Genomic DNA, 11,138 nt, shown 5'->3' with positions numbered 1-11,138 from the left:
ATCGTCCCTGTCAGGGCTTTCTTGAAAATTTCCGGTTTTTCATAAGCTTTAGCAAAGTAGTAGTGTGAGAACAACAGAAGAATCATTGATGCCAGGCCTGCCAGAGCGCCCAGAAACGGGATAATAATGGCTATTGGCAGAAGAATCCCTATTCGACCTAAAGTAATTGCTTGACTTTTCATAAAGCGTAGGTTTTAGTTAGTAATAGTGCTTATGGCCTTTATAATGGTTAGGTGCATACCATTGCCCAAAGCATGAACTAAGATATAAAAAATAGCGGGACAAGTAAAGTATATATTATCGGAGGGATTATTTTTATCGTGTTGCTCCAGGCAAGGCCCCTCTGATCCTATAATCCGATCCGGAAGGTATAATTGTATTTTAGGATAACCATTTATTTTCAGGGACGTATAATGACTCACCCGCTATAAAAATTATCTGTTTATTGAAAAGATGTTTTGATAACTGCCTAACCCGCCGCCGAATGCATGTACATCAGCCAATCCCAACCTTCTAACTCCTATAGACATGAAGCATTTATTCAGATCAACACTTTATTTGCTGATTCCCTTTATGGTTTCCTGCGAAGCGGAATTGTCCAACCCGGATCAACTTACCGCTTCCCAGGGCACTTATATTGGAGTCGTGCACGTGTCCTATCCACCTGTAACGGGTGATGGAGAAATACAATACGTTTGCTACCGAATGCATCCGGAGAGCAATTCCTGGAATGAAATTGGCTGGACCCCACGGACAAAATGGTCCGACCAGGGATACCTGCTCCCCAACAATGAGATCATCCCCGGTAAGACCTATGAGTATCGGATTCGTGCTCATACAGATGATGCAGGATTCAGCGATTATTCCCCGATAGTTACCGGGTATGCCTTTGAAGCAGAGAAGCCTGAAATTACCTCTCTGGAAAGAAAAACGGAAAACGGATCTGTAAAGATCACCGTTACCTGGTCTGATCCCAATGAGCTGCAGGCTCTTGAAAATTTAGATTACATCGATTACAAAATTTTGCGCAAAGAAGAGGGAACTGCTCAGGATTTCCATAAGGTAGGGGAGCTGGAATGCATGTATGATCCCAACACCACACCCCCCGAATTTTACTTCACAGATGAGCAGAGTGGTTTGGAATCTGATAGAACCTATATTTATAAGGTCAAGGCCGATTATGGATACAGTTTTATCAACGTGAATGGTGATTTAGGGACCGGATTGTATCAAGTGGATGGTGAGATGGCCTCGAACGAGGGGAGCGGAACCAATCCAACGGCCGATTATACTGCTCAGGATCTCGGACAGGTCCTGGCTGCCAGTGGGGGTGGCATCCCGCAGATCAAGGAAAAAGTCATTGGCGGTACCGTATATCTGGGTGTCATACAGGATGCCGGTGCCACAGCACTTGGAAAGCCCGGGCTTTACAATTATTCCGGTTCTTCATGGGAGCAGGTCTGGACAAGTGACCCGGGAGAGGATTTTGATCAGATCCATTTTGCAGTGGGCTCTTCCCATTCCTATGTGGCAGGAACCACAGATTCATTGTATGTATTTGCCTGGGACGGATCCGCATGGTCCGGAAATCTGACCCCGGACAACCTGGGACAGGATGACAGCCCCTCGGATGTTTCCATAGAATCTTATAATGATGAGCTCTACATGGCTTTGACCCCCCACCCCGATTATCAGCTGCAGGTGATGAAATACAATGGCTCGGGATGGGATGCCATTGGCGGTGATGCCAGCGGAGTCATTGCCACCGGCTCGCTCTTCCAGGTTGAGATTGAACAGGTAGATGGCAACCTGTATCTGAAATATATAAAGGATAATACAGCACATATCAGGCGGCTGAATGGTTCCTCGTGGGAAGAGGTGCTCTCCTGGGATCATGAGTACCTGAATGATATAGAGATCGCCCGGAATGGCGGGGAACTGTACTTTATTGCCCAGAGCAACGCCCTGGTATCCTATCCGGGTGGCATATATAAGGTAACGGGCACATCATCTGCAGAGAGCCTGGTTTCATCACAATCACAATGGTTCGTAGATCCCCTGGCCATAGCTGTTGACCCAGATGGGAACGTGGTGCTGACCAGCATCAAATATGAATCGCAAAGTGTTATATATCCCTTTGTCAATGTCTATGACGGGAACGATTGGAAAACCATCTCCGATGATTTCACCGGCGGCATGGATCCGGCAGGGCTGAGTGTGGTCAATACCGACATATACTATATGTTTGGTCAGGCTTCCTCTGAGAACAGCAATGGCGATGCCACGGTGATTGAATCCAAAAAATACACGAAATAGGTTTCGGTCGAATCTTTTTTATCAAAGCCACCTTGAACAAGTCAGGGTGGCTTTGTTTTTTTGTGACGGAAGCGCACATTTTGAAGAAATTATTCCAGAAAACCAAACGAATAACCTAAATTTGTGTTGATGTAAAACAGGCAAAAGATGGATCGGCTCACAAAAATCAATAAGATTCTTTTATTCGCGGTACTGAGTGTGGCGGTTTTGCATTATGGGTCGCCATTCCTCAAACCGATCGTTTTTGGTATTCTGCTGGCATCCCTGATGACGCCTTTCTGTGATTTTTTAGAGAAGAAAGGGATGCACCGGATATTTGCCTCCATCATCAGCACATTCGTTTTGTTCATTGTTATAGGTGCTATTTTAACCCTTCTTGTGTTTCAGCTGAATAATTTTGCATTGGAGATCTCTTCCTTTGGAAGTGAACTGAAATCCTTTATTAAGGATGTCCAGGACAAAATCGCGGCTGTTACCGACCTTTCCCTTGAGAGACAGAGTGATATCTGGCAGGACCGATCAGAAGGATTGCTCACCAAGATAGAAAACTTCGTAACGCAGTTTATCAGCGGCTTTATAAACTCGATCATCGATTTATTGATTGTACTGCTGTATGTCATTTTGTTCCTGTTATACAGAAGGAGGATCTATGATTTTATTATGATCTATATCCCCCGGGATAAGCATACCAATGCCGATGAAATACTCAGCAAAGTCAACAAAGTGGTTGTCAGTTATTTGTGGGGTAGGGCACAGGTTATGGCGGTACTGGCCGTGATGTATTATGTTTCCTTTGCGATTTTTGATCTTCCATACGCCGTGCTCCTTGTTGTGTTTGCTACCATCATCACCATCATTCCTTACCTGGGACCTTTTGTAAGTGGATTGATCCCCATTGTCTTCTCCTTCATATTCTTTGACAGCATCGCCAGTGTTTTGGCCTTCACGCTGCTGATTATCACCATACAACTGGTAGAGAGTTACGTGCTGGAGCCCCTGATCATTGGCAAGGAAGTGAAACTGAATCCGTTGATCGTTATTTTGGCGGTGATCACAGGCGGGTTGATCTGGGGTATAGCAGGAATGGTATTATTTGTGCCCATATTCGCCATGGTCAAGATTATTTCACAAAATAGTGTAGGACTCGAGCCCATCGGGTTTTTATTTGGAAATTCACCCCGGGAGAAGCAGGATTTCAGCAATTGATGCTATGACTATTTCGCGTATTTCAATTCATTTCTTTTCCCGCATTTCCCTTTGCCGCATCGGCATGGCATCGATGATGGAAAACAGCGATTTATTGGGCACAAAGTCCTTTTTGTTGAGTTTCACGCCGCCGTCCTTTCCGATAAGAATATAGCGGAATTCATTTTTACTGATGTTGTATCGACTTCTAAAGGGATCGGCAGAAAAAGACCGATTGGTTGTTTGATTGACCAACCGAACTTCTTTCGAGTCAATATGAAAGATGAGCAGGTCCCGGTCGGTGATTTCCGCCGGCTCTTTTTCCAGTTCACTCAGCTGTTGCTGAACGGAGACATCTTCGGTGGATCCAAAAAGCAGAACCAACCGGTTTTCCCAGCGGTAAGGTTCGAGCATATCGTTTTGTCCGGATGTAAATTGGGTTAATGCCATGAATCCCAAAAGCAATATTGTTCTCATTGGTTTTTTAATAAACACAACAAAACGAATCAAATGTTCATCAAGCCCTATCGTTTGATGATTTTTTCCCGTTAAAAATCTCCCTGTAGATTGCCGCTGGGTTCCCTAAGCCTTTATCTGACAAGAATTTTGCTCTGGAAAAAGCTAACGGTCCGGCAAAAATTTGTATCTTGTATCAATAAAGGTTTTCAGAAAACAGACCCAATGAAGCAAAAGCCCACATATGATGAGCTTCTAAAGCAAAATGAACAGTTGTTGAATAGAATCGCCCACCTGGAGCAATCCCTGGATTTATACCGCGGTGAATATAATAATCTTTTAGGCCTGTTTGATAATTCAACCATCGGGATGGTCATATGCACCACCGGGGGAAGGTTTCTGAAGGTGAACAGACAGTTCACAAAAATTACGGGGTATTCAAAGGATGAACTGAGCTCTATGACATTCAGGGAACTTACTTATCACGAAGACCAGGATTCAGATTTGGAAATGGTCAAAGAGTTGCTGGAGGGGCAAAGGGAAAATTTCCAGTTGGAGAAACGATACATCACAAAAGACCAGCGGGTTGTTTGGGTAAACATACTGGCTTCGGTAGTTCCGGGCTCTCAAAACAAACCGGAGGCCATTATTGGAACCGTGGAGGATATCACGGAAAGAAAGAAAATAGCCATTGAGCTGGAAAAAAGCAAATCCGATTACAAGCAGGCATTAAAGCTTCTTCAGTCGATCCAGGATGCCATCCCCGATGTAATAGGGGTTCAGGATTTACACCATAACATCATTCAATACAATCAGGCGGGCTACAAGCTTTTAGATAAAACCCCGGAAGAAGTGGTGGGGATGAAATGTTATAAGCTCATAGGAAGGGAGCGGGTATGCGATTTTTGTTCAACAGCTAAAGCGATTGAAACCCAAAAACCAGCCCGGCATGAGCATTATTTTCCTGAACTCGACATCTGGCTCGACATCCGCGCCTATCCCATTTTCGATGACAACCATGAGATTATTTACCTGGTGGAACATTTGAGGGATATTACGGATATGAAAAAAATGGAACTGCAGCTGAAAGATACCATAGAGCATCTCAGGGAAGCCAAACTCAGGGCAGAAGAGAGCGACAACCTGAAAACAGCTTTTTTGCATAATATATCCCATGAAATCAGAACTCCGTTGAATGGGATCATTGGTTTTGCTGATCTGTTAGCAAAAGAGGATCCGGACCATGAAACCATCCGGGAATACATAGATATCATCATCCGGAGCGGATGGCAGCTTTCAGGTATCATAAACGACCTGGTATCCATAGCCACCATTGAAAGCGGACAGGAAAAGGTACGTTTGGAATCAGTGGATATCCAACACCTGTTGAAGAAAATTCATTCAGATTTCCATGTAAGAGCCAGAAATAAGGGTTTGGCCTTGTATTACAAGCCTGAAGCAGATGATATCAAATATATTACCACCGATGAAACCAAGCTCCACCAGGTATTGTCGAATTTATTAACCAATGCCATAAAATTCACCCATGCCGGTTACGTGGAGTGGGGAGTTTCATTGGATGACGGGAAACTAAGGTTTTATGTGAAGGATACGGGTATAGGCATCAAACAGGAGGACCAGGAGAAGATATTCGAAAGGTTTCGTCAGTCCGGTTCCAATAGTGAAAGTTTTTATGAGGGTTCAGGGCTTGGTTTGGCCATTTCAAAAGCCTACCTGGATTTATTGGGTGGCAACATATGGGTGGAATCTGAATTGGATAAAGGGTCAACTTTTTATTTTCATATACCCCTGCTGGCAGATAAAAATTCATTGGATCATCGGGAAAGCAAGAAGAAGAAAGATGGCCTCAAAACGGTTTTAATCGCAGAAGACGATGAAGTCAACTTTTTGTATTTTGCTGAAGTGGTGAAAGGCCTGGGGCTGCATCTGCTGCATGCAAAAAATGGATCTGAAGCGGTTGATCTTTGTAAACGGGAAAATGAGATTGATTTGATTTTCATGGATATTAAGATGCCCGAAATGGATGGTCATGAAGCCACAAAAAGGATTAAGCGCATCAGGCCTGGCACGCCCATTATAGCCATGTCGGCCTATTTTGAAAACAAAGAAAAGGATGTTGTGAAGCAAATGGGTTGTAGGGACTACCTGGCCAAGCCTGTGAGAAAAGAACAAATTCTTGATAGAATAGAAAGCTTGACCGGCAGCCCCGGCTCGTCACCTGAATAAATTTTATATATAATCCATGAAGAAGCTTCTATTTTTGCTGGTTTTTTGGGGTTGTCTTACCCAGGCCCACGCGCAGTTAAGTCTGGATGTTGAAACCGGTCTGGCTTTTCCGGGATACAACGATGTCAGGATCCCGAATGAAAGCAGTGCCACACAATTCAACTTCAATGAGGATTTTGATCTTCAGGGTCCGGTGATCCCTTTTCGCCTCAGGTTGGGATACACCTTTGCGGAGAAGAATCATCTTTCTGTTTTGTATGCTCCCCTGGGCATAGATTATAAGGGTGCGGCTCCCTTCGACATCAGTTTTCAGGGGACATTGTTTACCCGGGGCCAGGACATTGATGGGTTTTACAAGTTTAACAGCTACCGTCTCACGTACAGAAGGGATTTGGTAATGACCGAAAGGTGGACGCTGGGCATCGGCTTTACGGCCAAGATCCGGGATGCCCGGGTAAAATTAAGCACGGATGATTTGAGTGCCAAAAAGGATGATCTTGGTTTTGTTCCCTTGCTCAACATATTTGCAGCATATGATTTTGGCGGTTGGGCACTGTTTCTGGAAGGCGACGGGTTGGCCGGCGGTCCGGGCAGGGCCTTTGACTTTTTTGTGGGAGGTCATATTCCCGTTACCGATCATCTTTCCCTCAAGGCCGGTTACCGGATCCTGGAAGGCGGGGCGGATGTGGAGGAGGTCTATAACTTCACCCTGATCAATTTCGCCAATGCAGGCGTCATCTGGCAGCTATGATTGGATCGGGTGAAAGCTGCATTCAGGAAAATTTATGCTTGTTTTGATCGACATATTCCGGCAGTGTGATGGGTTCTCTGCCGAGTATTTCTCTGACGGTTTCTGTGGGCTCCATGATCTTTCTGTGTTTAATTTTTCCAAAAACGGCGATCATGGCATGGATGTATTCATCCGAAAACCCGCTCTGTTTTAATTCTTTCCTGTATGTCTCATCATCGGGTGCCTCATATCGGATTTTCTTATCCAGCACCTCTGAGAATATTTCAGCCACCCTGTAATGATCCATTGTTTCAGGTCCGGTAAGGTGCAGGGTCTGACCCTTGTAATCTGAGGGATCTTTTAGCACTTCAGCAGCTACTTCGCCGATATCACGTGTATGTATAAAGGGGGCCTTGCCGTTGCCCGAAGGCATGAAAATCCTGTTCTTATCCCTGATGTCTTCAACCTGGTACATCTCAAAATTCTGCATGAAAAAGTTTGCTTTCAGGAAGGTATAGTCCATGCTGCTTTTATCGATTTTCTCCATCAGGTCGGGGTAAGAGGCGATAAAAACAATGTGCTTGATACCCGTCCTCTCTGCCTCCTCCAGCAAGGGCACCAGCAGTTTTTCTGCACCAGGAGTAGCGGACGGGCCGCAAAGGAACAACCATTCCTTTCCCTCAAGGGCCTCAGCAAATCCTGACGGATCCCTGAAATCAAGGTAAGCCATATCGGTCTCGAAACCGAATAGTTCCCGGGCTCTGGCAGCATTTCTGGTGGCCGCCGTAAATTCAACATTGTCCTGATGCAGCTTTTTTGACAGCGGCAAACCTACATTCCCTGTTGATGATGTTATGAGAATCCTGGATCGTGACATGAATAATCTCCTTTTATTTTTTGTGATGATGAATTCACTTTACCAACAGCAGTATAATGATTATGTTTTACGTTTATACAGGTAATCAATTCTTTCAGCCCCAAGCATTGTATAGTCGACATTGGCTGGTTTCTAAGCCTGATGGCTCATGCCTGGATAAGATCGGGTAATGTAATGATATATGGGGGCAAACAGGCAGAGCATGAGTAGAAACATTTAATTTCTTTCCATTAGTCTGATAGTCTAATAACCTGTTCATTCTCCCAGTTGATACATCAGCAAGGTCACAGAGTTCAGAATTGCCTGGAGGTTATTTTTCCCTTTTGAATCGTTGTCTTTCTGTATAATTTTTTCCAGCATAACCAAGGTTTTGTCATAATCAATATAATGTTTGATGTCACTGTTTTTTGCCTGAAGAATAAGATTTATTAAGGCTTTTTGATCCTGTTTAAGACGAAGAAAGATGCCAGGTACGATGAAACCGGTTTTATCTGTACGCCATTGAATTTCCGGAGGAAGTATTCCTTCAGTTGCTTTTCTTAGGATATATCGTCCATAATCATTGTGATATTTCATGTAGGAAGGGAGGCTCAGATAAAATTCAACCAGTCTTTTGTCCAAAAGAGGGTAACGATATTCGATTTTGTGGGTCTGAGCCGCTATAGAACAATATTCCAGTCTGGTAGAAATGTAATCGTAGCTGAGACTTCTATATTGACGGAGGCGCATACTACCGGTTGCCGGAATTTTCAATTTACGGTAAATTCTTTCCTTTAGATTCAGCTGTTCAATGAACGCTGGATCTATTGTCAGGTTATCATATATATCACGCGCCCATTGGGGGATTCTGTATGAAGAACGGAACCGCTGGAGATTGATCTCTAAGAAGTATTTAATAAACTGTTTGGCAATTTCAAATGAATTTTTTTCTTTTCCTTTGGATTTCAATTCATTCAGGATCTTTCTTAATTGAAAACTGGTAACCAGATCATACATATAGCCTGGCCCATGGGAACTAACCATTTCATCACCACCATAACCAGAGAGTAATGTCCGGCAGTTTTCTTTTTCAGCTTTCATGTATAACGGCTCAAAAATCGCACTTAGTGTTCCCTGCATGACTCCTTGATGAAGTTGAAGTCCATTTCTGAGTAGTTCCAGGATCCCTGCCTTCTCCCCGGTGATAAAGAAATGATCCTGGATCCTGTAATAATCAATTATCTTTTGGCTGTATGGTGTCTCATCATTGTAGGGGAAGTGCTTGCCTTTTGCCCAGTTGGGAAGAGAGTGGGAAAAGGTTTTAATAGGTTTTTTCCGGGCTGTAAGGCTGACAATTACAGATGAATCAATACCTCCACTAAGCTCTGCTCCTATGGGCCAGTCAGAGCGCAACCGACAGTTCACCGATTCTTCCAGCTTTTTTCGGAAAAGTGCTATATACTCTTCTTCGGATGATAACTTCAATTCATAATTGGGATTTAGTTCCCAATACCGTTTTGTCTCTATAACTTTTGGCGTAATAGAGATCGAGTGTGCCTGGGGCAGACGGAAAATTTCATTGTAGAACGTCTGATCCTTTTCAGATCTCAATGAAGATAGTGCATCAGCCACAAATTGTTCGTTCATTGAAGTGACAACCTCTTTATGGCTTTTAATGCCTTTTATCTCTGATGCAAAAATAAAGAGGCCCTGGTGGTAATAGTAATAAAAGGGTTTGAAACCCATGTGATCGCGAGCACAAAAAAGCTTGCCTTTAGTGGGATTCCAGATAGCAAAGGCAAAAGCACCCACCAGGAGATCTGTACATTGTGTGCCGAATTGTTTATAAGACTCAAGAATGAGAAGGCTGTCCGGAACAGTCTTTTCAGAATTCAGATTCATACCTAGATACCCGGAGAGTTCTTCCCTGTTGTCAATACGGGCATCGGCAGTAATGATCAGACCGGACTCAGGATCACGGTAAGGAAGCTGTTCGTATCGGGATTCCGGCGTATTGTAAAGCAACAAATGGCCTAAACCAACTGAGCCCTCCACAAGCAGATCCCTACTATCGGCATCCCAATGATGCAATGCATCCAGCATGGAATCAATTTCCTTTTCTTGAACAGATTCCCCGCTTTTTTTGAATATACCTGCAATGGTGCTCATGATTATTTAATACATCCGTTGGCTGGAGCAAAAATCAATTGACAAACAACCCAACTGACTGAAGATCCTATTCGAAAATAAGGCTTTTGTTATAAAAATATCCAATCGGATGTTGAAATCTACTGGTTTTTCCTGAATAAATTTAGCATCAATTGCTGTTCATTTATTTATCATAACTTTTTATTTATTAAATTGTATAATTAATTTTGAAACACTCTATCTATATTTGCGTTGCTATAATTAAGATTGGAATTTTTATGAAAGTACAGGAAAAACATATACAAGAAAACAGACTAAAGTGGACAAAACCCAGTCTTTATGTTTTGGATAAAAGCGAAACAAATGCTGGAACTAGAACTAATAAGTCTGAGTCAGTATATTTTGGAAGAACTTTTCATGGAGTATCATAAGATATTCCAATACTTAAAATCAAAGTTGTATTTTAAATACTTATAATTGAATTGGGCCCTTTCCAACCCGAAGATGAATGAATATTTGCAGGAGATTTGTGAGGGTGCATACTGCCCGGCGTTCATTCGCAACAAACATGTACAAAAGTGGAATTCCATCCATAACTTTAATGAAGATTACCGGACACCTTACTGAATCCTCTTTCCTGAAATACATCAAGGTCACTCCCGCAGAACATGCAACCAAAATGCATGAAATGTGGCAGAAGGATGGGGGCTATTTGATGAAGGGACTTAGAAAAGCCATCATTTCTGTTCCCGCATTTCTCTTTGTCGCATCGGCATGGCATCGATGATAGAAAAAAGCCGGGTCTTTGCTACAAATTCTTTTTTGTTGAGTTTGACGCTCCCATCCTTGCCGATGAGCACATACCGGAATTCATCTTTGTTGATCTTATATCGGCTTCTTAAACGATCGGCAGATAGGGAACGGTTGGATGTTTGATTCATCAGCCTTACTTCTTCCGTGCCAATATGGAAAATGAGCAGGTCGCGGTCGGTGATTCCGGCGGGGTCTTTTTCCCGTTACAAATCTCCCTGTAGACCGCCCCTGGATTCCCTAAGGCCTTATCGGCCAAGAACTTTGCTCTGGAAAAAGCTAACGGTCCGGCAAAAATTTGTATCTTGTATGAATAAAGCATCCAACAATTGATCTGATGAAGGACAAGCCCACTTATGATGAGCTATTAAAGCAAAATGAACGGTTGCT

The 11,138-nt window shown here is 43.3% G+C and carries 9 protein-coding genes and 1 pseudogene; 5 read left to right on the top strand and 5 right to left on the bottom strand.

What is annotated here, in order from left to right; all coding sequences use genetic code 11:
* On the bottom strand, positions 1-182 hold a 182-nt coding region (locus KGY70_10865; protein ID MBS3775681.1), incomplete at its 3' end, for a hypothetical protein.
* 346 nt (positions 183-528) lie between these two features.
* Between KGY70_10865 and KGY70_10860 the strand changes: the two genes are divergently transcribed.
* Complete coding sequence (locus KGY70_10860) at positions 529-2,316, top strand: hypothetical protein (protein ID MBS3775680.1); 1,788 nt, start codon at positions 529-531, stop codon at positions 2,314-2,316.
* Between the two features lie 147 nt (positions 2,317-2,463).
* Positions 2,464-3,522 carry an AI-2E family transporter gene (locus tag KGY70_10855; protein MBS3775679.1) on the top strand — a complete coding sequence of 353 codons (1,059 nt, stop codon included), beginning with the start codon at positions 2,464-2,466 and terminating at the stop codon, positions 3,520-3,522.
* A 27-nt stretch (positions 3,523-3,549) separates the two neighbouring features.
* Here the strand turns inward: KGY70_10855 and KGY70_10850 are convergent, their stop codons facing one another.
* On the bottom strand, positions 3,550-3,978 hold the full coding sequence (locus KGY70_10850) for a DUF4174 domain-containing protein (GenBank protein MBS3775678.1): 429 nt from the start codon (positions 3,976-3,978) through the stop codon (positions 3,550-3,552).
* 204 nt (positions 3,979-4,182) lie between these two features.
* On the opposite strand from KGY70_10850, the gene KGY70_10845 reads away from it, so the two are divergent.
* Positions 4,183-6,204 (top strand): PAS domain S-box protein, encoded by a 2,022-nt coding sequence (locus tag KGY70_10845; GenBank protein MBS3775677.1) that lies wholly within the window; start codon positions 4,183-4,185, stop codon positions 6,202-6,204.
* Between the two features lie 16 nt (positions 6,205-6,220).
* Positions 6,221-6,955, top strand: coding sequence for a hypothetical protein (locus KGY70_10840; protein MBS3775676.1), 735 nt, complete (start codon positions 6,221-6,223; stop codon positions 6,953-6,955).
* A 22-nt stretch (positions 6,956-6,977) separates the two neighbouring features.
* On the opposite strand, the gene KGY70_10835 is transcribed toward KGY70_10840, so the two are convergent.
* Both KGY70_10835 and KGY70_10830 read right to left on the bottom strand, forming a co-directional pair.
* Positions 6,978-7,811 (bottom strand): NmrA family NAD(P)-binding protein, encoded by an 834-nt coding sequence (locus KGY70_10835; GenBank protein ID MBS3775675.1) that lies wholly within the window; start codon positions 7,809-7,811, stop codon positions 6,978-6,980.
* Positions 7,812-8,066: 255 nt separating this feature from the next.
* On the bottom strand, positions 8,067-9,959 hold the full coding sequence (locus tag KGY70_10830; GenBank protein ID MBS3775674.1) for a hypothetical protein: 1,893 nt from the start codon (positions 9,957-9,959) through the stop codon (positions 8,067-8,069).
* Positions 9,960-10,446: 487 nt separating this feature from the next.
* On the opposite strand from KGY70_10830, the gene KGY70_10825 reads away from it, so the two are divergent.
* Positions 10,447-10,725, top strand: coding sequence for a tyrosine-type recombinase/integrase (locus tag KGY70_10825; protein ID MBS3775673.1), 279 nt, complete (start codon positions 10,447-10,449; stop codon positions 10,723-10,725).
* On the opposite strand, the pseudogene KGY70_10820 reads toward KGY70_10825, so the two are convergent.
* Positions 10,676-10,939 (bottom strand): annotated as a pseudogene (locus tag KGY70_10820) (DUF4174 domain-containing protein). The gene KGY70_10825 and the pseudogene KGY70_10820 sit on opposite strands and share 50 nt — an antisense overlap.
* Between the last annotated feature and the right edge of the window lie 199 nt (positions 10,940-11,138).

This window comes from Bacteroidales bacterium (genome assembly GCA_018334875.1).
GTDB lineage: Bacteria > Bacteroidota > Bacteroidia > Bacteroidales > UBA12077 > JAGXLC01.
The sequence above is the reverse complement of the archived record's forward strand: the minus strand, read 5'-3'. Positions and strand labels throughout refer to the sequence as shown.